Raw genomic sequence first — 21351 nt, forward strand, 5'->3', positions numbered from 1 at the left:
ACATTAAAATCCATCTCACGATACTGCCGCTATCGAATTTGGTTTCAAATTTGGGTTGCAAAATTTTTAAGTCAAATTGCGAAGGATTTTTCGCTTAGTCAAGGCAAAATTTAAAAAATAAGCGGAGCGAACATATGGTTCGTGAGCATTATTTTTTAAATTTTAACGCAGAATAAGTAGAAAAAGCCAAGCAAAAATAGAAAGGAGAAATAATGATTTTAAAAGGAAAAAAAGGCCTCATCGTCGGCGTCGCTAACGCCAAATCCATCGCTTACGGCATCGCCGAAGCTTGTCACGAGCAGGGTGCGCAGATGGCGTTTACCTACCTAAACGACGCGCTAAAAAAACGCGTAGAGCCGATCGCAGAGGAGTTTGGCAGCAAATTCGTCTACGAACTTGACGTAAACAATCCTGCTCACCTTGACGGCCTTGCGGATCGCATAAAAGCGGATCTGGGCGAGATAGATTTCGTCGTGCATGCCGTGGCCTATGCGCCCAAAGAAGCGCTAGAGGGCGAGTTTGTAAATACTACAAAAGAGGCCTTTGATATCGCGATGGGCACGAGCGTGTATTCGCTACTGAGCCTCACGCGCGCGGTGCTTCCGGTGCTAAAAGATGGCGGCTCGGTGCTCACGCTAACCTACCTCGGAGGGCCGAAATTCGTGCCTCACTACAACGTAATGGGCGTCGCAAAAGCAGCACTTGAAAGCTCAGTGCGCTACCTCGCTCACGATCTTGGCGCGCGCGGTATCCGCGTAAACGCTATCAGCGCGGGCCCGATCAAGACGCTTGCCGCAAGCGGAATAGGCGACTTTAGGATGATTTTACGCTACAACGAGATCAACGCGCCGCTCAAGCGCAACGTCACGACGCAAGACGTCGGCAAAAGCGCGATGTATCTACTCAGCGACCTTGCTAGCGGCGTGACCGGCGAGGTGCATTACGTCGACTGCGGCTACAACATCATGGGTATGGGCGACGTGGCCACCGACGCCGAAGGTAAGACGATCCTCGCGTGGGATGCGGCCAAGACCGAGTAAAGCGGCGCAAAGGGCGATCGGGCCGATCCGACGGCTAGGTATAACGGATGTCGTTTATAGCGGCGCGTTTTGCCTTGCGATGCGGTAAAAGCCGTAGCCGGGCGACGCGACTTGCGGACTTTGGCTCGGTACTGCGCGCCTGATAAATAAATTTGCAATGAAACTGCAAAACGCCGCCATAGACCCGCCGTTTTGCGCGGAAGCGACGAGAGCAGAAAGCCTTGCTTCTGTTTTTGCCTGGATTATTACCTTGATCCCTACTACGGCTGCACGCTGGCGCATGAGAGCGAAATTTTCGCCCTTTTGCAGGAGCTGCTTCTTACCGAGCGCTCGCAAGCCATCATAGATGATATTTTGCAGCTTCTGGGCGATTACTGCGGCGATTTTAGCGTGCTGCGAAGCAGGATTTGCGAGGTGTCAGGCGAGCTTTTGCCGGGTATCAAGCGCTTGATCGAAGGATAAATTTAACGACCGGCACGCTTTTGTTCGCGGTAATTGCGCCGCGGCTAGCAGTAGCGAAATTTGCCGCGCCTCCGCGCGCCCCTTTTTGCTGCGAAAATGCGGCAGCATAAAATTTTAAGGTTGGAAGCGGCGATGAAAACTTTGGATGAGCGAGGAGCTAGGTCTAGCGAGCATACTTAAAAATGGCATGGAGATAGAGGATTATTTCAGAGCCGTTTTTGAAAAAAGCGGTAAACCCGCTATAAAGGAGCTTAATGAAAAAGGATTATATCTGCGTATTCGACTGCGAGACGATCCCCGACGTAGCGGCGCTGATGCGGGTGCTGGATGAGGACGCGATCGCGGACTGCTTTGAGCCTTTCGATAAAAAAAGCTTCGCAAAGCTTCTTGACGCGCAGCTCTCGCAAAAGATCGGCGGCGAGAAGCAAAGTGCGCCTTTAAATTTTGCTGTAAATTCGGCGGAGCAGAATTTTAAAATAGAAAATTCCGAGCAAAATTCTGCACCTCAAAGCTTTACGCAGCAAGACGTCGCGTCTCAAAGCTTCGCCAGTGAAAATTCCGCTGAAAATCTCGCGCAGAGAAATTTTACGAGCGAAAATTCCATGTCGCAAAATACGGCGCCCAAAAATTCTGTGTCGCTAAATTTAACCTATGACGATACCGCGCCTCAAAGCTCCGCAGCGCAGAGCTCTGCGACGGAAAATTCCGAGCTCCGAAGCCCCACACCTCAGAATTTTGCAGCGGAAAGCTCTACGCCTCAAAGCTTCGCATCCCAAAGCTCAAAGAGCGAAAATCTCGCTTCAAATTCCGCGCAAGATCTCGCGCTAAATTTTAAAATTTACGGCGAGCAACCGATCTTTAATGCAGATAAAAGCAAAATTTTAAACCACAAATTGCTCTCGCTTAGGGCGATGGAGATTTTCAAAGAAAAAACCGGCAGCGAATTCCTGCCCGTCTGCTTCCACCGCGTCGTTAGCATTAGCGCCGTGATGGCGGACGGATTCGGCAGATTTTTGCGCGTCTCGACGCTTGAGGGCGAGAGCGAGCGCGATAAAATCGCAAAATTCCTAGCCTTCATCGAGGATTTTAATCCGCGCCTCGTGAGCTTCAACGGGCGCGGGTTTGATCTGCCGATGATTATGGCGCGCGCGATGTGCTATGATCTAAGCGCCGCGGCGTATTTTGAGACGAACGATCGCGATAACAACAAGAGCAAATGGGAGAACTACCGCAGCCGCTACGACGGGCGGTTCCATCTGGATCTGCTCGATCACATCAGCGATTTTGGCGCCGTGCGCGGGCTCAAGCTCGATCATATCTGCGCTAGCGTGGGCCTTCCTGGCAAATACGACGTGCACGGCGATCAGGTCTTGCAGCTGTATTACGCAGGCGAGCAGGTCAAGATCGACGAGTACTGCAGATCCGACGTGCTCAACACCTACTGGCTGTTTTTGAAATACGAGCTTTTGCGCGGCAAGATCACCAAGGACGACTATTTGAATTATATCGCGGTGATGGGCGAATTTTTGCAAAAAGAGTGCGCGGGCATGAGCTACACGCCCGTTTTTTGCGACTTTATAGAAAGGGAGCTAACGGCATATGCGAAGTGAAATTTTTAAAATTTTAAAAGGCGCGGTTTTGGGTGCGCTATTTTTGGCCTGCGGCGCGGTCGCGGACGAGGCTAAATTTAAACCGATGTTGCTTAAAGAATATGTCCCGGGCATGAATATCACGGGCTGGGTCGTTAGCGAGAAGCTAGACGGCGTGCGCGCGATCTGGGACGGCAAAAATCTGCGCTCCAGGCGCGGCAAGATCATAAACGCTCCTGAGGGCTGGAGCGCGGGCTTTCCGCCGTTTTTCGTGGACGGCGAGCTATACACGGCGCGCGGAGAGTTTGAGCAGCTCGTTTCGATCGTCTCTTCTAGCGTGCCCGATGAGCGGTGGAGCAGGGTAAAATTTTACGCGTTTGACCTGCCGAAGGAGCAGAAAAACCTAAGCGCAAAGATGGAAATTTTAAGAAATTTTATCGCTTCAAGCGGCGCGCAAAATTTACTCATCGTGCAGCAGACCCCGGTAAGTACGCACGCCGACGTGCAGGCGTATTTTGATCGCGTCATCGCAGCAGGCGGCGAGGGGGTCGTGCTGCGCGATCCAAACGCGCTTTATGAAAGCGGGCGCAGCGATAAAATTTTAAAATACAAAAAGACGCACGATAGCGATTGCAAGGTCGTAAAAATCAACCCCGGCTACGGCAAAAACGAGGGCAAGATGGGCTCTTTAAGCTGCGTGGATCTACGTAGCGGAGTGAAATTTAAAGTAGGCACGGGCTTTAGCGATGAGATGCGGGCAAATCCGCCTAAGGTGGGCACGATCATCACCTATCAATACCAAAACCTAACCCGCGAGAAAAAGCCGCGCTTTCCCGTATTTTTGCGCGTGCGACCAGCGATTTAATCTAAGGGGCTATAATCGCGTATTTTGATAAATTTGATCCGAAGGAGAATAGATGAAAATTTTAATCACAGGCGGCGCGGGATACATCGGCAGCCACGTCGCAAAAGCGCTTTTAGAAGCGAACCGCCACGACGTCGTCATACTGGATAATCTTTGCAAAGGCTCGATGCGAGCGATCGAGGCGCTTCGCAAAATAGGCGAGTTTGAGTTCGTGCAAGAGAGCCTAGAAAATACCCCCGCAATCGAGAAGCTTTTTAAGCGCGAGAAGTTTGATGCGATCATTCATTTTGCGGCGTTTATCGAGGTTTTTGAAAGCACGCAAAATCCGCTAAAATACTATCTAAACAACACCGCCAACGCGATGAATTTGATCGCGCTTGCGAACAAATACGGCGTGAAAGACTTTATCTTTAGCTCCACTGCGGCGACCTACGGCGAGCCCGACATCCCGCAAGTAAGCGAGGAAACTCCGCAAAATCCGATCAATCCGTACGGCAGAAGCAAGCTGATGGTCGAGTGGGTGCTAAAAGATACGGCGGCGGCAAATCCAAATTTTAAATATGGAATTTTGCGCTACTTCAACGTCGCAGGAGCCGCAAGCGACGGCACGATCGGGCAAAACTACCCGAACGCGACGCATCTTATCAAGGTTGCAACCCAAACTATTGTCGGTAAGCGCGATAAGATGAGTATTTTTGGCGATGATTACGACACCAAGGACGGTACCTGCATACGCGACTACATCCACGTAGAGGACCTCGCAAGCGCGCATCTGGCGGTGCTTGATTATCTGCAAAGCAACGACAGCGCGGTCTTTAACGTAGGATATGGCACGGGCTTTAGCGTAAAAGAGGTCGTTAATGAAGCTAAAAAAGTAAGCGGCGTGGATTTTAAAGTGCAGATCGCTCCGCGCAGAGCCGGCGATCCTGCCTGCCTCATCTCAAACGCGGATAAAATTCGCACCAAAACTTCGTGGCATCCCGAGCACGAGAGCTTAGATGAGATCATCCTAAGCGCGCTTAATTGGGAAAAGAAGCTCTAGGTTCTAGCGTGAAAGTGCGATTTGAAATTTTAAAATTTTACTCCGCCGCGTTTAATAGCGGCGAGCAAAAGGAAGCCTTGTTTGCTTAAAATTCTAAACGCCCCCGAAGCCGCGCAGCGCAAGCTCGGCGTCGTGCTATCGTATGTGAATATCTTTGTTTCTACGATACTTACTTTGGTTTATACGCCGTTTTTTCTGCGGGCGCTGGGGCAGAGCGAGTTTGGGCTATATTCTTTATCAAGCAGCGTTATCGGCTATTTGGCGATTTTGGATTTAGGCTTTGGCAACGCTGTGACGGTCTATACCGCCAAATACGCCTCAAGTGGCGAAGTGGAGCGCATGCATAAGCTGCACGGCACGATCTTTAGCGTGTATTTAGTGATGAGCGCGGTGATCGTGATTGCAGGAGCTGCGCTGCTAGCTAATCTGCACGCGATTTTTGGCGCTAAGCTAAGTACTAGTGAGATGGGCGAAATTTGCATTATGCTAATGCTACTAACTGCAAATTTAGCGATTAGTTTTCCTTTTAGCATCTATTCGTCGATCCTTACGGCGCATGAGAATTTCGTATTTATCAAGCTAATTGGGATCTTTCGTACGATCGCTCTGCCGCTAGCTGCGGTGCCTGCGCTACTTTTGGGATATAAGGCTATCGCGATCGTAATCATCGCTACGGCGGTAAATTTAATCTGCGTCGCGGCAGATTTCATCTACTGCAAGCGCAAAGTCTCGCCCGTGATAAGCGTGCGAAATTTCGACGCCTCCACGCTTAAGCAAATTTTTGGCTACTCGTTTTTTATATTTTTAGGCATCGTAGTCGATCAAGTAAACTGGAATGTCGATAATTTTATCTTAGGCGCGGTCGCAGGCGCTACAGCGGTTTCCACGTATGCCGTAGCAAGCACGATAAATGCCACTTTCGTCACGCTTTCGCTCACCATTAGCGGCGTAATGCTTCCTAAAATCGCCAAAATGGTCTCTGCAAACTCCACTGATTCCGAGCTTAGCGCGGAATTTATCAAGATAGGCAGGCTGCAATTTTACGTGATATTTTTTATCGCGTCGCTTTTGGTGATTTTTGGGCGGGAGTTTATCGTGCTATGGGCTGGCGCAAATTATGAAATTTCATACGCAATCGCGCTTATTTTGGTGCTTCCAGTAAGCGTGCCGTTGATTCAAAATTTAGGCCTAGCCGTGCTTCAGGCAAAAAACAAAGTCAAATTTCGCTCAATCGCCGCGTTTTGCGTCACGCTCGTAAATATCGCTATTTCTATCCCGCTAGCTAAGGCTTACGGTGGCGTGGGCGCTGCGTGCGGCACGGCTTTTGCGATCACCTTGCTAAATATCTGCGTGATGAATATCTACTATGCTCGTGTAATCGGACTTGACATCGCTAAATTTTGGCGAAATATCGGTGCGATGGTAGTAAAATTTGCTCCCGCAATCGCAGTAAGCCTAGCGATAAATTATGCACTAGGCTTGCATGGAGTGAGCTTTTTGCTAATTTGCGGCGGGCTTTATTCGGCTATGTTTGTGCTAAGCGCATATTTTTGGGCGATGAATGACTACGAACGCGCGATTTTTGGTGGCATTGCAGCTAAGATAAGGAGGCGGGCTTGAGCTTCAATGTAATTAGCGAAGTGGTTACGAAAGACCGCTGTATTGGCTGCGGCGTCTGCGCGAGCAGCTGCCCTTTTAGCGTGCTAAAAATGCGGCTTGGAGGCAATGGATTTTACGCGCCTGAGGAGGGCGAAGGGTGCCGCGACAAATGCGACATCTGCCTAAAAGTCTGCCCGTTTTACGAAAAAGACATGCTTGAAAATGAGCTAAATTCTAAATCATACTCAGAGCTGGAAAGCTTTAGTCCTGATTTTGGCAGATTTTTAGCCACTTACAAATTCTACAAAAAAGATGAAGCGCAGCGCCTAAGCAGTGCAAGCGGCGGTGCGGGAGATTATATTTTTCGCGAGCTTTTTGCGCGCGGGCTCATTGATTACGCAATTTGCGCCGTGCCTGCGGACGAGGGGGATTTTATAGCCCAAAATTCCAAGCGTGATTTTTCTGCCTGCAATAATTTAGCGCAGCCACAGAATTTGCAAAATTCCGCAACCAAAAATTCCGAGCAGAATTCCGCAATTCCGAATTTAACGCAGAATTTGGCGGACGATGATTCTATAAATTTTACGAGTGCGCAAAATTCCTTTTGCGAAAATTTTACGCAGAATTCCATGCAGAATTTTACAAATGAAAATTTCGCGCAGAATTCTAAAGCTTCTTGTAAAAATTCCGTATCAACGCAGAATTTTGCTTGCGAGAATTCCAAAAATGCGCGAAATTATGCGGGCGAAAATTCCGTGCCGCTATTTAAATTTAGCGTGATAAAAAATGCCGATGAGCTTACTCGCGCGCGCTCGTCCGCTTACTATCCGCTCACGCTTGAAGCAGTGCTAAAGGAGATGTCGCGCCGCGAGGGCAGATACGCGATTAGCGCGCTGCCGTGCTTTGCTAAGGCCTTAAGGCTTGCTGCGAGCAAAAATCCGCGCCTTAAATCCCGCATAAGCTTTATTATCGGGCTGGTTTGCGGACAGGGCAAGGGTGCTGCTTTTACGTATAAGCTGGCAGATCTTGCGTTTAAAGAGCGTAAGCAGCTCACGACGGTTAATTACAGATATAAAATCGCGGGCAAAAGTGCGATGAGCTTTGGCTTTAAATTCCGAGCTACAGATGGCAGCGAGGCGATAGACGATCGCAGTAGTAGCGCCTTTGCATACTGGAGCTCGCGCGCTTTTACCCCACTTGCGTGCAACGCCTGCACCGACGTTTTTGCCAAATGCGCCGACATCGTGCTGATGGATGCGTGGCTGCAAAGCGAAATGAGCGAGTGGCGCGGCACATCGCTCGTAATTACGCGCGCAGCTCAGATCGACGCGCTATTTTCGCAGCCTACGAAGCAGGCACGCGAGGCGATTTTTTGCGAGCGGATATCCACAGCAGAGGTGCAGCGCTCGCAACAAAGCCAGGTGGAGTGCAAAAACGAAATTTTCTATGGCGCGAAAAACCCGCTTAAGCGTTACATCTTGCGCCAGAAGCTTCAGATCCAGCGATATAGCGCTACGCATTTTGATTGTGATGATTTCATCGCTGCTAGGCTTAAAAAAATTGCCGCTGCGAATAAAGCGCTAGCGCTTTTGGCGCTACCAAAGATCGCGGCATATAAAATTTATAGGAAGTTTGCATGAAGATCGGGATTTTTACCCTGCCGCTAGTAAATAATTACGGCGGAATTTTACAAGCTTACGCGCTAAGCCGCGTGCTAGTGGAGCTTGGGCATGAGCCGCGGCTCATAAACTTGCGCCTGCAAAGAAGTAAACTATCGATTGCGTATATTAAATTTTTAGTGGCGCGCGCGCTAAAAAAGGAGCTTTGCGGCGCGAAATTTAATCCCTCTTACGAGCGCGATACTAGCGAGTTTGTGGCCGAAAATATTCCTTCAACCGTGCCTGTTTGCACGCCTACGGATTTAAAGGCGCTGTGCGAGAAAGAGCGCTTTGAAGCGGTGATTTTAGGAAGCGATCAGGTTTTTCGCCCTAGCTATTTTGCGGATTTTGCAGATTGCTTTAGCCTTGGATTTTTGCCGCCTAACTGCACGCGGATCGCCTATGCTGCAAGCTTCGGCGGAGATAGGTTCTGTGGGTTTAAAAACCCCGCAGATTTAAAAGCTCACACTGCAAATTTGGCTAAATTTAAAGCTATTTCGGTGCGCGAGCGCGATGGTGTAAAGCTTGCGCGCGAATGCTTTGGCGTAGATGCGAGCTGGGTGCTAGATCCTACGCTTTTGGCTAACAAAGAGATTTACGATAAATTTTTAAGCCATGCGCCAAAGCGTAAGGGCTTTGCCTATATCCTAGATCCATCGCCTCGCTCAGAAGCGGCGATAGAACTATTAAAGAAGCAAAGCGGACTAGAGATAGATGAGGTGAACGACCGTGACAACCGCATCGGCATAGAAGCGTGGCTAAGCGCTATTGCGGGCGCGGAGTTTGTGCTAACCGACTCATTTCACGGCTGCGTATTTTCTATAATCTTTAATAAGCCGTTTTTTGTGCTCGTTAATGCTAGTCGCGGCGCGTCGCGCTTTAGCTCGCTTTTGGGCTCGTTCGGGCTTGAAGATAGAGCTCTGCAAGATCCCAAAGACGCGCGGTTGGACGCGACTATCGATTGGGATGGTGTAAATGAGGCGTTGCGCCGTAAAAGAGAGGACTCGATGAAATTTTTAAAAACAAGTTTAGGCTCATAAAATGAAAATAGCTATGGTAATTTCTGCTTTAGGCAAGGGCGGTGCCGAGCGCGTGCTAAGCGTGCTGGCAAATTTTTTCTGCCGCGAGAATGAAGTATGTGTGATAAAATTTGACGCAGATGAGCCGTTTTACGCGCTAGATCCTAAGATCGAGCTTCTTAGCTTGGATTTAGGAGTAGGCGATTTAGGAGTATTTGGCAATATAAAAAAGCGCTACGATAAAATTTTAGCCTTGCATGGGCTTCTAAAAAGTCGTAAATTTGACGTAGTAATCTCGTTTTTAGATAATACCAATGTCCTTACGCTTATCGCAAATCTAGGAGTCGGGCAGAAAATCATCGTCTCCGAACACACCAATCATCGCTTTTTAAAAAGTCCGATCTGGCGAGCTCTCAAGCGGATCTTTTATCCGCAAGCTGCAGGTCTTAGTGTGCTTAGTAAATTCGATCTGGATCATTACACATATGTGCAAAATCGAGTGATTATGCCTAATCCGATGTTTGAGATCAGCCATGCTAAAGAGGCTCGCCCGCCTAAAGAAAATATCATCCTAGCAGCCGGCCGGCTCAATGTCTATAAGGGCTTTGATGTCCTTCTTAAGGCGCTTGCGCTTATAGATTTCAATCTTTTAAAAGAGTGGAAGGTGGTGATCGCAGGCGACGGAGAGGAGCGAAAGAGCCTTGAAAGCCTAGCTGCGAAGCTGCGCTTAAATGTGCAGTTCATCGGCTTTGTGCGCGATATCGAAAGCTTATATGAACGCGCTAAAATCGTAGTTGTAACCTCCAAGATGGAGGGCTTTTGCAATATTTTGATGGAGAGTATATTTTTCGGCACCGCTAGAATTTCTACGGATTGCATCGCAGGTCCTAGCGAGCTTATAAGCGACGGCGTAGATGGGTTTTTGTGCTCTGTAGGCGATAGCGCGAGCATCGCAAAAAAGCTTGAAATTCTAATGAGCGACGAAAAGCTGCGCGAGCGACTCGTGCAAAATGCCTCTAAGCGCGAGGAGAGCTTTAAAATTGAAACGATCGGGCGACGCTGGCTGGATTTCATAGCCGCTACGATACACAGGGAGGAATAATGAGCGAAAATCCCTTAATCTCGGTCATCATCCCCGTTTATAATGTCAAAGAATTCCTACGCGCTTGCGTGGAACGCATCACGGCGCAGACCTATGCGAACTTAGAAATTTTGCTCGTAGATGATGGATCAAATGACGGCAGCGAGGCGATTTGCGACGAATACGCTGCGCGCGATCCCCGTGTGCGCGTGCTGCATAAACCAAACGGCGGGCAGGCTAGCGCGCGAAACGCTGCTTTGGATGTCGCTCGCGGGGAGTTTATCAGTTTCGTAGACAGCGACGATTTGATAAGCCTTGATTTGATTGAGACACTTTTTCGCCTGACGCAGAAATTTTGCACCAAAATCGCTATGTGCGGCTACACGGCATTTAGCGACGAGAGCGAAATAAATAATTTCAAGGCGGCTTTAAATTCTAAAGAAAATCAAAATTCTAAAGAGATTAGCGATCCAGGAGGAGCTGCAAATTCGAATGCCAACGCAGGCGAATACAAAATATCGCCGCAAGAGCTTTTTAGACGCAGCTGCACGCAGGATCCGTATTTTAGCACCGCGGTTTGGCGCGCGCTGTTTGCTCGCGAAATTTTCGCTGCTTTGCGCTTTCCTGCGGGGCAGATCTATGAGGATGTGGCGATATTTTTTGATATTTTTAATGCTTCTATTGCGGCGTGCACGGATAAAATTTTATATTTTTATCGCGTAAGGGCAGGCTCGACCGTAAACTCATTCGCTCGCAGGCATCTTGCAGTCATTGCTGCGGTGCGCCGCTATACTGAGGCGATCGCTGTGAATTATCCAAGCTTGGCGCGTGAGGCTAATTTTACTCGCTGCGAGTCCGCGCTGAATACGGCGTTTTTAATTATCAAATCGAGCTTTGATCCTGCAAGTTCGGATGGGGATGCGACTTCTCCTTCCGAGGCTAATACGTGCGGTTTGACAAACGAGGCAGATTTGCATGGAGCTGATAGTTTATCTTGCGCATGCGGTAAAAATTCCGCATTTAAAAATTCCGCCAAGCAAAATTATATGCGGAATTCTAAGCAAAATTCTGCGTCGCAAAGAAAGATCGCAGATCCCCGCTCTCCTTTAAGCGCTGCAGAAGCTGCGGATCAGATCCGCTCACTGCACGCTTTGGTGCGCGAGCGGCTGGATTTTAGATTTTTTGCGGCGCATGCAAGCCGCACGCAGACGCTGATGATGGTCTTATTTTACGCTAGCCCCGCGCTTTTGCGGCTATTTTATAAAATTTATCGGAAGTTAAAATGAAAATTTTATTCATCATCGCAGCTCTTAGAAACGGCGGCGCCGAGCGCGTGCTGCAGGTTTTGGCGAACCATTTTGCGCGCGCAAACGACGTTACGATCGCGATTTTGGAAAACGACGAGGGCAGGTATAAATTTAGCGAAAAGATAAAATTTTTGCATCTGGACGTTTATAAAAACGGCGGCAGGTTCGATAAATACAGAATTTTGCGCGAGTGTTTCAAGCGCGAGCGCCCAAGCGTCATCATCAGCTTTATGGACTGGACGAACGTAGCGTGCGTGATCGCAAATTTCGGACTTAAAATTCCACTCATCGCGACCGAGCACAACGCGCACGATTATCTGCGAAGCGGGCTTTTTAGCCGCGTGCGCGATCTGTGCTATAAAAAAGCAGACGCGCTTACGGTGCTTACGCGCTCGGACTTTGAGTACTATTCGCGATTTGTCAAAAACTGCTTCGTCGTGCATAACCCCTTTTTCGGCGAGATCTGCGACGCAAAAAGCGCCAAGCGAAACGTGATCTTAAGCGTCGGTAGGCTCGAGCCCGTCAAGGGGTATGAAATTTACTTTGATGCGCTAAGCAGGATCGATAAAAGTCTGCTTGAGAAGTGGGAAATTTTAATCGCGGGTGACGGCTCGCTGCGCGAAAGCTTGCGCGAGCTAGCGGCGCGGCTTGGACTTGAAGTGCGATTTTTAGGGCATAAGCAGGACGTGAGCGAACTGTATAAAGAAGCCAAAATTTTTGTGCTCAGTTCGCTTAATGAAGGGCTTTCGAACGTGCTGATCGAGTCTGCATTTTACGGCTGCGCACGGCTTAGCAGCGACACGGCGGGCGCAAAAGAGCTCATAAAGGACGGCTTTAGCGGCATTTTGTTTAAACGCGGCGATGCGAATGAACTTGCGAGCAAGCTTGAAAATTTAATGCGTGATGAGGCGCTGCGAGACGCTCTCGTGCAAAATGCAAATGAAAATTTAGACGAGTTTTTGCAAGAGCGCATAGTCGAGCTCTGGCAGGGCTTGATCGATCGGTTTGCGCGCAAATAGCAGCCGCTTATCGATGCCCTAGCGCCGCGCAGGGATAAATTTAAACTTCGGTGTGCTAAGATAGGCTCTTGCGCCAAGCGTAGTAGCGCGTTTAAATTTACAAAGCGCATCGCGCGATGAAATTTAGCCGCTTAGAACAGCGCAAAACGCGCTAAATTTAAACGGAATGCGCGGCGTATGCTCGCATAAAAAGCGAAACTAAAGCTTAAATTTATGGCGCGGCAGCGATATTTAAAAGGTAAAGGGATGAAGAAATTAAGCGTTTTTATATATTCGATGGGAGGCGGCGGCGCCGAGCGCGTCGTAAGCAACCTCTTAGGCGAGCTTACGGCACGCTACGAGGTGCATCTGGTGCTGATGAACGAGAGGATTTTTTATGAAATTCCAAGCGGCGTGCAGATCCATTTCATCGAAAAATCAGCCCCTTTTGAAAATGGACTGCTGAAACTCGCAAAACTGCCGTTTTTGGCGCTGCGCTACAAAAAGCTATGCGAGAGGCTGGGCATCGATATCCACTTCGTTTGGATGAACCGCCCTTGTTACGTGGCGGCGCTCGCGCGGGTTTACGGGCTACGCGGAACGATGATTTTTAACGAATGCTCGACGCCGTCGGTGCTGTATAAAGATGCGAACTTCAAATCTAAAATTTCAAAGCTTTTGCTGCGTAAGCTCTATCCGAAGGCCGATTTTATCTTTCCAAACTCGCTCGGCAACCTGCGCGATCTGGCGGATAATTTCGGAATTGACGAGCGCAAGATGAGCGTGCTATACAACGCGATCGATCTTGATGAGATCAGTCGCAAAGCTAGCGAGCCTATCGCGCAGCAGCAGCCGTTTTTCCTAAGCGTCGGCAGGCTCGATGCGGGTAAAAACCACGCGCTTTTGATCCGCGCGTATGCAAATTTAAAAAATAACGACAAAGACCTGCTGATCTTAGGTGACGGAGTGCTGCGAGTCGAGCTTGAGGCTCTGATAGAGGAGCTGGGCTTAGGTGGTCGCGTGAAGCTTTTGGGCTTTGACGCAAACCCGTATAAATATATGGCCAGATGCTACGCGTTTGTCTTCGTAAGCCTTTTTGAGGGGTTTTCAAACGCGCTAATCGAGGCTCTTGCTTGCGGCAAGCTCGTGATTTCAAGCGATCATCAAAGCGGCGCGCGCGAGCTTATGGGGCAGAGCGAATGGGGCGTGCTGGTGGGCGTGAACGATCTAGAAAGCACCCAAGCGGCGATGCAAAAAGCGCTGGATGATGAAAATTATGTAAAATTTTATGAGAAAAAGGCTAAAATTAGAGCCTCGTTTTTCGATAAAAAACGGATAGCAAGCGAGCTGATCGCAAAAATAGAACAAATCGACGAAGGAAAATAGGCGTGGGTGAAGAAAAAAAGGCTTTTAGCGTCAGAGAGATCGACGAAGGATCGGACGATCAAAAAGGCGCGCAATCAATGGGTGCCGACAAAGCTGCCTTAAGCGAAAATTTTGCTAGTGAGGGAAATTTTGACGCAGAGTATTCCGCAGGCGGCGGAGAGAATTTTAGCGGCGAAAATGCCGAGCTTAAGGGTAGCGAGGATACCGCGCCTCAGAGCGATAAAAATTCCGCACTTGATGCAAAAAATTCTGCGAGCAAAAATTCCGCGCACGCCGGCGTTAAAAATTTAAGCGACGATCAAGCGCGCGCTGTTTCTGCAAAAATGCGAGCACAAAAAAAATCCAAAAAGGCTAAAAAATCAAGCGGACGAAATTCTACCTCGGTAAATTCTGAAAATTCCGCAGGCGCAAATTCTACAAACTCAAATTTAAAGGACACTGCGAATTCCACGAGCAAAAATTCTACAAATAAAAATTCCGCAAAAGCTGCTAATTTGGCTAAATTTAAAAATGTGAATTCCGCAAGTGCTTTAAATTCTACAAACGGTATAAATTCTGATAATTCTAAAAACTCTACAGCAGAAAATTCCCAAAATTCTAAAAATCAGTCAGCTGGCGTGCTCCCTGCCAGGCGCAGAATTTTTGGCTTTATAAAAAATTATGAGTTCTCCAAGCATATTTTGCTGATGATTTTGTTCGCGTTTGCCTTTAGCGTGGCGTTTCGTATGTGGTGGGTGCACTGGGCGAGCGGATTTCCGAACTACTTTTTTTGGGACGGCGAGCTGATGATAAACACCAACGACGGCTACGCCTTTGCAGAGGGCGCGCGCGACCGACTCGCTGGCTTTCATCAGCCCAACGATCTTAGCTACTTTAGTGCACCGCTTTCGATCGTGACGGCGTTTTTGGCTGAAATTTTGCCCTTTAAAATCGAGACGATATTCGTTTATCTGCCGGCTTTGTTTAGCTCGCTCATCGTAGTGCCGATTTTATTAATTTCAAGCGAGTTTCGCTGCATGCGCGCGGGCTTCATCGGCGCGCTTGTCGCGAGCGTGGCGAATAGCTACTACAACCGCACGATGGCGGGGTATTACGACACCGATATGCTAAATATCGTGCTTGCGATGTGTATTTTGTGGGCGCTCATCCGCATTTGCACGCGCGGCTCGCGCAGCACGCTGTTTTGGCTGGGCGCGTTTGTGATATTTTATATGTGGTGGTATCCGTCCAGCTTTTCGCTAAATTCCATGATGCTCGCCATGTTTTTTGCCTACACGCTGATTTTTAAGCGAAAAAGTGCGGTAAATTACGAAGCGATGATTATCTTTTTGATCGCGCTTTGCTCCACGCCTTTGATAGCTAAAATTTTAATCTCACTTGCGCTATTTTGGCTCTTTGCATTTAGAGGAAAGCTATTAAATTTTAAAATTTTAGCGATTATCGGCGCACTTGCCGTAGTCTTTTTCGTCGCAAACGGAGGTCTTAGCCCGATCATCTTTCAGGCGAAATTTTATATCTTCCGCTCCTTTGCGGACAACGCCGATACGGCATTTCATTTTTTCAACGTCAATCAAACAATCCAAGAATCAGGCATCGTGCCGACTAATATCTTTATGGAGCGCATCAGCTCGCACGTCGCGGTTTTCGTGATCGCAGCGATCGGATACGTAGTGCTTTGCTTTAGGCATAAGGAATTTTTGCTCTCGATCCCGCTTCTGCTTTTGGGCTTTGCGGCAAACAAAGCGGGCCTTAGATTTACGATCTACGCTGTGGGCGTGATGGGGCTGAGCTTCGGATATATTTTGTATTTTTGCGTAAAGCGCTTGGATCTGCCAAAGATCGCAGGGCGCGCGATACTGCTTATTTTAACGGCGCTTGCCATTTACCCCGCATGGCAGCACATCGTCTCGTACAAGGTCGATACGGTCTTTTATCAAAGCGAAGTGCGGGTGCTCGATGAGCTTAAAGATAAAGCGAAGCGCGAGGATTACGCGCTTTCGTGGTGGGACTACGGATACGGCATACGCTATTACAGCGATGTAAAGACCCTCATCGACGGCGGCAAACACCTCGGCAACGATAATTTCCCTGTTAGCTTTGCGCTTTTTAGAGATCAGATGAGCTCTGCAAATATGGCGCGCCTGGATGTCGAATACACCGAGCGCGGATATAGCGAAAAAATTCCAAACAAGCTAAAGCAAATTTTAAAAGACTATAACGCGACCGACGTCAATGATTTTATCTTAAGCTTGGGACTGGCTGATTTTAAGCCGCCGAAGCCTACGCGCGACATCTATTACATCTTGCCCGATCGTATGATGAATATCTTCCCCGTCGTCACGCAGTTTTCAAACATCGACATCACCGACGGCAAGCAGCTAAGTGAGCTGTTTTTCATAACGAGCGATAGGTTCGTTCAGGATCAAAGCGGCGTGCATATGGACAACGGCTTTTCGATCTCGTCTAGCCTTTTAAATTTAGAATATAGCGGCAGAAAATTCGCGATCAATACCTTTTACGAAACGAGCTACGACGCGAACGGCAAGCTTTCGGTCAAGGAGTTTAATATGGACAGCAGCGCGCAATTTTACGTGATTTTCATGCGCGATTACGGGAGATTTTTACTGCTAGATAAGACGATGCTAAACTCAAGCTACATTCAGCTTTTTGTATTTGAAAGATATAGGCCCGAGCTATTCGAGCCTGTGATCTTAAGCCCTGCTGTGAAAGTTTATAAATTAAAGCGCTAGATAAAATTTTGCCGCAAGCTAAGGAGAAATTTATGAAATTTAATCTCGCAACGCCAAGCAAGGAATGCAGCATATGGCTCGCATAGGGTTTTTAAGCCATGCCGATATGAGCTTACATTTCTTTCGTCGCCCGATAATGCAGGCTTTAAAAGAGCGCGGACACGAGGTTTTTGCAATCGCTCCTCGAGGCGCTTATACGCAGGATTTGGCACGCGATTTTAATGCCGTAACCTACGATCTTGATCGAGCTAGCCTGAATCCGCTTACCGTATTTAGCAACACCAAAGCCCTTGCGCGCGAGCTAAAGAGGCTAAATTTGGACCTGCTGCAAACAGCTGCGCACAAATCAAACGTGTTTGGTACACTGGCGGCTCGAGAGGCGGGTATAAAATATGTGATAAACTTAGTCGAGGGGCTGGGCAGCTTTTATATCGACGATGATATTAAAACAAGGCTTGTGCGAGCGGTTTTGGAGAAGCTTTATAAATTTTCATTTTCGCAGGCGGATGCTTGCGTATTTGTAAACGATGCCGATCCCGATTATATGCTATCTCGCGGGCTTATTGCGAAGCAAAAGGTCATAAGGATTAAAAGTGTAGGCGTAGATGCTGAAAGATTCAACCCCAAAATCGTTAGTGCGGCGGATCTGGGCGAGGATTTGCACGGCAAAAAGATCGTGCTGATGATAGCTCGCGCGATGTGGCATAAGGGCGTGAGAGAATTCTACGAAGCAGCAGAAATTTTAAAAGATCGATCGGATGCGAAATTTGTCTTTGTGGGCGAGGGTTTTGCGGGCAATAAAAGCACCGCTGATCCTGCATTTTTGCAAAGCGGTGCGGTGCATTATCTAGGCGCTAGAAACGATGTGCCTGAGCTTTTGAAGGCTAGTTACCTGCTGGCACTTCCTAGCTACAAGGAGGGCTTTCCGCGCACGGTTTTAGAGGCGATGAGCATGGCGCGAGCCTGCGTGGTAAGCGACTGTAGCGGCTGCGTCGAGGCGGTGCAAGATGGCGTCAACGGCTTAATTTGCCGCACTCGCGACGCAGAGGGCCTTGCGCGAAAGATCGAAATTCTATTGGACGATGCTGCGCTTTGCGAGAGGCTAGGGCGAAACGGGCGCGAGATGGTGCTTGCAAATTACGACGAAAAGATCGTCACGGAAAAATATTTAGAGGTTTATAGGAAATTTATCGATGTATAGGTGTTTTTTAAAGCGTGCGCTCGATTTTACGGCGGCTTTGGTTTTGATCATTTTGGTTTCGCCCGTGATGGCGCTTACGTGGTTCTTGATCCGCAAGCACATTAGCAAAAGCGCGATTTTTACGCAATCTCGCCCTGGGCTTGATGAGCAAATTTTTAAAATTTACAAATTTAAAACGATGAGCGACGAGCGCGGCGCAGACGGCGAGCTTCTACCCGACGAAGAGCGGCTGAACGATTACGGTAAAAAGATCCGCGCGCTAAGCCTGGATGAGCTGCCGCAGCTTTTCAACGTGCTAAAGGGCGATATGAGCTTCATCGGGCCGCGCCCGCTGCTGATCGAGTACCTGCCGCTTTATTCGCCGCAGCAGCGCCTTAGGCACAGCGTGCGCCCGGGCATCACGGGGCTTGCGCAGGTAAACGGACGCAACGCGATCAGCTGGGAGAAAAAATTTGAGTTCGACACGTATTACGCGCAAAATTTAAGCTTCGCGCTCGATCTTAAGATCGCGCTTTTGACGATTAAAAAAGTGCTTGCGAAAGAGGGCGTGAATAAAGAGGGCATGGCGACTACGGAGAAATTTAATGGGCACAACTAAAATTTACGTTTACGGCGCGAGCGGACACGGGCTAGTAGTCGCCGACGTCGCGCTAGCCGCGCGCGAGGCTAAATTTAGCGAGGTCGTTTTTTTAGACGACGCGGCGGGGCTGAAATTTAGCGAGGATCTGCCGAAGCACCCCGTAATAATCGCAATCGGCGATAATAAAACCCGCGCAAAGATACAAGAGAAGGTAGCGCGCGCGGGTTTTGAGATAGCGACGCTAATTCATCAAAGCGCCATCGTTAGCCCAAGCGCCGTTATCGGCGCGGGCGCGGTCGTAATGCCAGGCGCCGTGATAAATGCGCGAGCTAAAATCGGTCGCGGCGCGATAATCAATTCAGGCGTCGTAATCGAGCATGAGTGCGAGATCGGCGAGTTTGCGCACATTAGCCCAAACGCGGCGCTTGCGGGCGGCGTGAAGGTGGGGGCGTTTTCGCACGTGGGCATCGGCGCTAGCGTCATTCAGAGGCTAAAGATCGGACAGCGCTGCATCATCGGCGCGGGCGCTGCGGTCGTGCGCGACATAGCTAGCGATAGCGTAGCCGTAGGCGTGCCTGCTCGCGTGATTAAAAAAAATGGCTGAATTTAAAATTTATAGCATTAAAAGTGATAAAATCCGAGCATTTAAATTTAATGCCGAAAGCTAAATTTAGCCTTGCATCGCGCGAGGTTAAATTTTAAATCAAGGAAGGATAGAGATGGCAAGAGTATTTTTAAGCCCGCCTAATATGGGCGGCGATGAGCTTGAGTATATAAAAAAGGTATTTGAGAGCAACTATATCGCGCCTTTGGGCGAATATGTCAATCGCTTTGAAGACGCAGTGAAGTCCTATACTGGCACGCGCGGCGCGCTGGCGCTAAACGCAGGCACGGCGGCACTTCATCTAGCGCTTCGTTGCAGCGGCGTAAAGGACGGCGACGTGGTGCTTGGCTCCACATTTACCTTCATGGCGTCGCTAAATCCGATATTTTACGAGCGCTGCGTGCCGGTGCTGATAGACAGCGACGAGAGTTGGAATTTAAGCCCGAAGCTGCTTAAAGAAGCGATCAAAAAATCGCCGAAAAAGCCAAAGGCGCTCATCGTTACGCACCTTTACGGACAGGCTGCGAAGATGGATGAGATATGCGAAATTTGCGCGAACGAAGGCATTGATGTTATCGAGGATGCCGCAGAGGCGCTGGGCGGATTTTATAAGGGTAAAGCACTTGGCGGTATCGGAAAATGCGGCGCGCTAAGCTTCAATGGCAATAAAATCATCACTACCTCTGGCGGCGGAATGCTGATCTCAAATGATGAGGAGCTAGTGGCTAAGGCTAGATTTTTAAGCACCCAGGCGCGCGAGCCGCTGCTTCACTACGAGCACAAAGACTACGGCTACAACTACCGCTTAAGCAACGTCTTAGGCGCTATCGGCGTAGGCCAGATGGAGGTATTGCCGCAGCGCGTGAAAAGAAAACGCGAAATTTTTAAAATTTACGAGGATCTGTTTAGAGGCACCGACGTGGAGTTTATGCCCGAAGTAGAAGGCGGCAAGGGCAATAGATGGCTTACGACGCTTCTATTTAAGAAAAAGGATGCCCATCTAAAGGTTATCGACGCTCTAAATAAAGCCGACATTGAATCTCGTCCGCTTTGGAAGCCGATGCATCTGCAAAGCATCTTTGCAGGCGTGCTTAGCGTAGTTGACGGCACGAGCGAGGATATGTTTAGTCGCGGCATCTGCCTTCCTAGCGGCACCGATATGAGCGACGAGACGATCGAGCGCGTCGTAAAAATCGTAAAAGAAAACATCTGATGCTGTTAAAACCCACTAAATTTAGCCGCTTCGCGTTTTTTTTGCTAGGAGATATTTTTATCTCGATCCTCTCCGTTTATATCGCGTTTTTGCTGCGATTTAGCGGAGATATACCGAACGAATTTTATAAAGGCGCCCTGCTTAGCGCCTCGAGCCTTACGGCGATTAAAATTTTCTATTTTTGGTTTTTGCGGATCTATTTAGTTCCGTGGAGATTTTTCGGACTATACGAAGCGAGGAAGCTCTTTTATGCGCACGTTATGGCAGCGCTTACCTTTTTGATCCTATTTTTCTTGGCGAGTAAAGTTTTTAACCCGTTCCCGCGCTCGGTCATCATCATCGACGCGGCGATCTCGTTTATTTTAATCGGTGGGATTAGAATTTCAAAGCGGATGTTTCTAAGCGAGAAGAAAAACATCACGAATAACGAGCCCTGCATCGTCGTGGGCGCTACGAGTAAGACCTTTCACGTCCTAAAAGGGATGCGGCAAAAATATATCAACTACTATCCCGTGGGTGTCGTGGACGGGCGAGCAGAGCTAGTAGGGACGTATTGCGAAAACTACGTCGTCAGAGCCAAGAGCGAAATTCCGCAGATGATCAAAGACAGCGGCGCCAAAACCGCGATTATCGCGCTGGCGCTGTATCCGGACGAGCTAAAGGAGCTCTACGACGAGCTTTTTGCGTACGGGCTAAAGGATATCAAGCTCTTTTCGCTTTTGGAGGATGAGAGCAAAAAGATCCGCGATGTATCGATCGAGGATCTGCTCGCGCGAAAGCCCAAAGACCTCGACACCAAGGCGATCGAAAATTTTATCAAAGACAAGATCGTGCTAGTAACGGGTGCGGGCGGCACGATAGGAAGCGAGATTTGTAAGCAATGCTTGAAATTCGGCGCAAAGAGGCTCATTATGGTCGAACACAGCGAGTTTAACCTCTACTCGATTAACGAAGCCA

General features: G+C 48.8%; 19 protein-coding genes. All 19 read left to right on the top strand.

Translation table 11 applies throughout. The features are described from left to right. Positions 1–212 precede the first annotated feature (212 nt). Positions 213–1040, top strand: a complete 828-nt coding sequence (fabI, locus tag Q0140_RS12285; RefSeq protein WP_297964974.1) for an enoyl-ACP reductase FabI — start codon at positions 213–215, stop codon at positions 1038–1040. Positions 1041–1232: 192 nt separating this feature from the next. Continuing rightward, positions 1233–1502 carry a hypothetical protein gene (locus tag Q0140_RS12290; RefSeq protein ID WP_297964975.1) on the top strand — a complete coding sequence of 90 codons (270 nt, stop codon included), beginning with the start codon at positions 1233–1235 and terminating at the stop codon, positions 1500–1502. Positions 1503–1647: 145 nt separating this feature from the next. Continuing rightward, positions 1648–1833: a hypothetical protein gene (locus Q0140_RS12295; protein ID WP_297964977.1), complete on the top strand. Its 186-nt coding sequence runs from the start codon at positions 1648–1650 to the stop codon at positions 1831–1833. Beyond that, entirely contained in the window at positions 1757–3112 is a 1356-nt protein-coding gene (locus Q0140_RS12300) for a 3'-5' exonuclease (protein ID WP_297964979.1), read from the top strand. Before Q0140_RS12295 ends, Q0140_RS12300 begins: the two co-directional genes overlap by 77 nt. Further along, positions 3102–3956 carry a DNA ligase gene (locus tag Q0140_RS12305; RefSeq protein WP_297964981.1) on the top strand — a complete coding sequence of 285 codons (855 nt, stop codon included), beginning with the start codon at positions 3102–3104 and terminating at the stop codon, positions 3954–3956. The genes Q0140_RS12300 and Q0140_RS12305 overlap by 11 nt, the downstream gene beginning before the upstream one ends. 52 nt (positions 3957–4008) lie before the next feature. Continuing rightward, positions 4009–4998: a UDP-glucose 4-epimerase GalE gene (gene galE, locus Q0140_RS12310; protein WP_297964983.1), complete on the top strand. Its 990-nt coding sequence runs from the start codon at positions 4009–4011 to the stop codon at positions 4996–4998. Positions 4999–5079: 81 nt separating this feature from the next. Beyond that, entirely contained in the window at positions 5080–6618 is a 1539-nt protein-coding gene (locus Q0140_RS12315; protein WP_297964985.1) for an oligosaccharide flippase family protein, read from the top strand. Beyond that, on the top strand, positions 6615–8237 hold the full coding sequence (locus Q0140_RS12320; RefSeq protein WP_297964987.1) for a Coenzyme F420 hydrogenase/dehydrogenase, beta subunit C-terminal domain: 1623 nt from the start codon (positions 6615–6617) through the stop codon (positions 8235–8237). Before Q0140_RS12315 ends, Q0140_RS12320 begins: the two co-directional genes overlap by 4 nt. Beyond that, complete coding sequence (locus Q0140_RS12325) at positions 8234–9295, top strand: polysaccharide pyruvyl transferase family protein (RefSeq protein WP_297964989.1); 1062 nt, start codon at positions 8234–8236, stop codon at positions 9293–9295. Before Q0140_RS12320 ends, Q0140_RS12325 begins: the two co-directional genes overlap by 4 nt. 1 nt (position 9296) lies before the next feature. Next, positions 9297–10376 carry a glycosyltransferase family 4 protein gene (locus tag Q0140_RS12330; RefSeq protein WP_297964991.1) on the top strand — a complete coding sequence of 360 codons (1080 nt, stop codon included), beginning with the start codon at positions 9297–9299 and terminating at the stop codon, positions 10374–10376. Next, positions 10376–11641, top strand: a complete 1266-nt coding sequence (locus tag Q0140_RS12335) for a glycosyltransferase (RefSeq protein WP_297964993.1) — start codon at positions 10376–10378, stop codon at positions 11639–11641. Before Q0140_RS12330 ends, Q0140_RS12335 begins: the two co-directional genes overlap by 1 nt. Further along, positions 11638–12681, top strand: coding sequence for a glycosyltransferase (locus tag Q0140_RS12340; protein WP_297964994.1), 1044 nt, complete (start codon positions 11638–11640; stop codon positions 12679–12681). Before Q0140_RS12335 ends, Q0140_RS12340 begins: the two co-directional genes overlap by 4 nt. A 246-nt stretch (positions 12682–12927) precedes the next feature. Next, the gene (locus tag Q0140_RS12345) at positions 12928–14046 is read left to right on the top strand and encodes a glycosyltransferase (RefSeq protein WP_297964996.1); all 1119 of its coding nucleotides are present in this window, start codon (positions 12928–12930) and stop codon (positions 14044–14046) included. Positions 14047–14048: 2 nt separating this feature from the next. After that, positions 14049–16796, top strand: a complete 2748-nt coding sequence (locus Q0140_RS12350; RefSeq protein WP_297964997.1) for an STT3 domain-containing protein — start codon at positions 14049–14051, stop codon at positions 16794–16796. A 73-nt stretch (positions 16797–16869) separates the two neighbouring features. Further along, the gene (locus Q0140_RS12355; protein WP_297965007.1) at positions 16870–17997 is read left to right on the top strand and encodes a glycosyltransferase family 4 protein; all 1128 of its coding nucleotides are present in this window, start codon (positions 16870–16872) and stop codon (positions 17995–17997) included. Beyond that, the gene (pglC, locus tag Q0140_RS12360) at positions 17990–18595 is read left to right on the top strand and encodes an undecaprenyl phosphate N,N'-diacetylbacillosamine 1-phosphate transferase (RefSeq protein WP_297964999.1); all 606 of its coding nucleotides are present in this window, start codon (positions 17990–17992) and stop codon (positions 18593–18595) included. The genes Q0140_RS12355 and pglC overlap by 8 nt, the downstream gene beginning before the upstream one ends. After that, on the top strand, positions 18582–19181 hold the full coding sequence (gene pglD / locus Q0140_RS12365) for a UDP-N-acetylbacillosamine N-acetyltransferase (protein ID WP_297965001.1): 600 nt from the start codon (positions 18582–18584) through the stop codon (positions 19179–19181). Before pglC ends, pglD begins: the two co-directional genes overlap by 14 nt. A 115-nt stretch (positions 19182–19296) precedes the next feature. Next, entirely contained in the window at positions 19297–20394 is a 1098-nt protein-coding gene (gene pglE / locus Q0140_RS12370; protein ID WP_297965003.1) for a UDP-N-acetylbacillosamine transaminase, read from the top strand. Then, on the top strand, positions 20394–21351 hold a 958-nt coding region (locus Q0140_RS12375), incomplete at its 3' end, for a polysaccharide biosynthesis protein (RefSeq protein ID WP_297965005.1). The genes pglE and Q0140_RS12375, both read left to right, overlap by 1 nt.

The organism is uncultured Campylobacter sp., assembly GCF_938045405.1.
GTDB lineage: Bacteria > Campylobacterota > Campylobacteria > Campylobacterales > Campylobacteraceae > Campylobacter_B.